This is a genomic window from Planktotalea sp. (assembly GCF_018607965.1).
Classification (GTDB): Bacteria; Pseudomonadota; Alphaproteobacteria; order Rhodobacterales; family Rhodobacteraceae; genus Planktotalea.
This window is the reverse complement of record NZ_JABBAM010000086.1, coordinates 4429-6329: the sequence shown is the minus strand read 5'-3', so window position 1 is coordinate 6329 and position 1901 is coordinate 4429. Positions and strand designations below refer to the sequence as shown.

Sequence of the window (1901 nt, the reverse complement as noted above, 5' to 3'; positions counted from 1 at the left end):
GCGGCCACATCTGCACCACGTTCTGACACCCGTATCTCGTGTCCTTTGACCGCGAAAAAGCGCACCATGGGCGCTGCAATGTGACCGGTTCCAAGAAACCCTATGCGTTTCATGTCAATGCATCCGCGTCATTTGGATCGCTTAGATCGACCCAGATCGTTTTTAAATCAGTGTACTGGTCATGCGCGTGAATGCCGTTATCGCGCCCCCCAAAACCAGACTGTTTGTAGCCACCAAACGGCGTTGCAAGATCGCCCTCACCATAGCAATTCACTGTCACCGTCCCCGCGCGAATTGCACGAGCCGCACGCAACGCGCGACGCGTATTAGCGGTGAACACAGAGGCCGCCAAACCATAATCCGTATCATTGGCCAATGCGATCGCTTCGTCGTCGCTGGCGACTGTCAGAACGCTTAAGATCGGTCCAAAAATTTCCTCACGTGCACGCGGATCCTCTTTGCTGACCTCATACATAGTTGGCACTACATAAGGCCCGTCTTGCATGCCACCTACCAAAGCATCGACTTTAAGATAACTCGCAACCTTGGCACAGTGCTCCGCATCTATCAGTGCGCCAAGATGGTTTTGCGGAGCGAGCGGATCCCCTGTTTTCCATTCGCGCAATTGCGCGGTGATGTGGCCAAGCAATTCGTCCTTCACGCTTTCATGCACAATAAGACGTGACGCAGCAGAACAGTTTTCGCCCATATTCCAGAACGCCGCATTTACGACATGCGAGGCAACAAGCCCAAGGTTTTCAGCATCGCTAAACACCACTGCAGGGTTCTTGCCACCGCATTCAAGCACCACCTTTTTCAAGTTGCTGTCCGCTGCATACCGCAGGAACCGCCGTCCCGTTTCGGTCGACCCTGTAAAACTGACCATGTCCACATCCATGTGCATTCCAAGCGGTTCGCCCACAGACGGACCATCCCCAGGCAAGACCTGCAGAACGCCGCGCAGCAGACCCGCTTCCATAGCCAATTCCGCGATACGCAATGCGGTTAACGACGTTTGCTCAGCCGGTTTTACGATCACAGAGCAGCCCGCCGCCAAAGCAGGGCCGATCTTCCAAGCCATCATCAGTAAAGGAAAGTTCCACGGCAGAATGGCAGCAACTACACCAATCGGTTCACGCACGATCATAGAAATTGCTTCGTCACCCGTTGGGCTGGTTTGGTCGTATGTCTTATCAATCGCTTCTGCATGCCATTTGATCGTGGCAATCGCTTCGGGGATATCCACGTTCTCGCAATCCGCGATGGGTTTGCCGCTCTCAAGGCTTTCCATCACCGCCAATTCACGACGGTTGCGGGTCATCAGTTTGGCAAGGCGGATCAAAATGTCCTTGCGCTGCGTAGGGTGTGTGGTTCTCCACGCACCCCCCTCGAATACCTCTTTTGCCTTTTGAACAGCTAGGTTCACGTCCTCGGCACCGCAAGCAGCAATCGTACAAATCTCTTCGCCCGTAGCTGGGTTCAGCGTCATCAAAGGTGCGCCTGTGCCAGCGCGAAATCCACCATCGATGAAGGCTGTACGCGGGAAATCAATGCTCGCGGCAAGGGCTGCATATTCGGCGCGTGTCAGTAGATCGCTCATGCGCTCTCTCCTTGGATTGCGGAAATGGCGGCGTCCATTGTACGGATCACTTGGTCCAATTCGCGTTTGTCATCTTTGTTCAGCGGCAACATCGGCTTGCGCGGCGGCCCTGCTGGGATGCCCCGCAATGTCAGACCATGTTTGATGCATTGAACGAATTTGCCACCCTGCTCTAACACCCGCATCAGAGGCAGCATCGCCGACATGATCGCGCGGCCTTTGGTGAAATCGCCCTCAACGGCGCAAGCTTGGTACAGGGCGATATGTGCGTGCGGGGCAAAGTTCGATCCCGCGCAGACCC

Annotated in this window: 2 protein-coding genes; both read right to left on the bottom strand. The window is 55.1% G+C overall.

Annotated elements, in window-relative coordinates; genetic code table 11:
* Window positions 1-109: 109 nt before the first annotated feature.
* Window positions 110-1600 (bottom strand): aldehyde dehydrogenase, encoded by a 1491-nt coding sequence (locus tag QZ279_RS08335; protein WP_293449905.1) that lies wholly within the window; start codon window positions 1598-1600, stop codon window positions 110-112.
* Window positions 1597-1901, bottom strand: a 305-nt coding sequence (locus QZ279_RS08330) for a dihydrodipicolinate synthase family protein (RefSeq protein WP_293449904.1), incomplete at its 5' end; no start/stop codon positions are given. The genes QZ279_RS08335 and QZ279_RS08330, both read right to left, overlap by 4 nt.